The 831-nt window shown below is 43.1% G+C and carries 1 protein-coding gene; it reads right to left on the bottom strand.

The annotated features are described in order from the left end of the window. Positions 1-673: BCCT family transporter (locus R7Z47_RS24380; protein ID WP_318130705.1), on the bottom strand; the 673-nt coding region annotated here is incomplete at its 3' end. Positions 674-831: the final 158 nt, after the last annotated feature.

Below are 831 nucleotides of genomic sequence, written 5' to 3'. Positions count from 1 at the left end.
ACAACGTCGAAAGTACAGCAAGGATATCGATAACGTGACCTAACCAGCCCCATGCACGATCACCAAAAATTGGGTAAAACGCCGCACGCAATGAAAGCGGTAAACCTTTGTTAAAGGCGAAAAAAGCAAGCGCCAACGCAACAAGGGCGTAAATACTCCAACCGTGAACACCCCAATGGAACATGGTCGCGCCCATCGCGAGTGATTTAGCATCGGCTGAATACGCTTCTGCGTTTAGCGGCGTACCCCACCAATCCGTGAAATAGGCCGTTGGCTCAGCCACACTCCAAAAGAGAAGACCAATACCCATACCTGCTGCAAACAGCATTGATAACCATGAAACGGTTGAATGATCCGGCGTCGCCTCTTTACCGCCTAAACGAATCTTACCTAATGGCGAGAAAAGCAGACCAACAGCGAACAATAAGAAGAAATTGGTAGACCACATAAAGAATGCATCAAACTGTTCAATAATTCCGTTTTTGATCCCGTTTAATGCGTCGCGAGCGGTGACTGGTTCGACAAGAAGAAGTGAAATAAGACAGAAAACAACGAGACCAGCACTGATACCGAATACGGGATTGTGTATATCGAATCCCCATTTTTGAACGTTGTCTTGGCCAACCTGGTAGTCTGTTGTGTCGATACTATATTTTTTAAATGCATTATCCATAAATACAAATTTAACGTAATTTGAAACGCTTCTCAGGGGAGAAGAACTCCAATACCGCCCTCCATTAATTTGAACTCTAAACTTTAAAAACGATGCAAAGTTTATCACCAATCACAAATTTATGCAAAAATGACACTTTTATTGCATATTTACAGCAA

The sequence above is a fragment of the Vibrio sp. 1641 genome (assembly GCF_033339995.1).
Classification (GTDB): Bacteria; Pseudomonadota; Gammaproteobacteria; order Enterobacterales; family Vibrionaceae; genus Vibrio; species Vibrio alginolyticus.
Note: the sequence above shows the minus strand (reverse complement) of the source record. Positions and strands in the feature narration are given on the sequence as shown.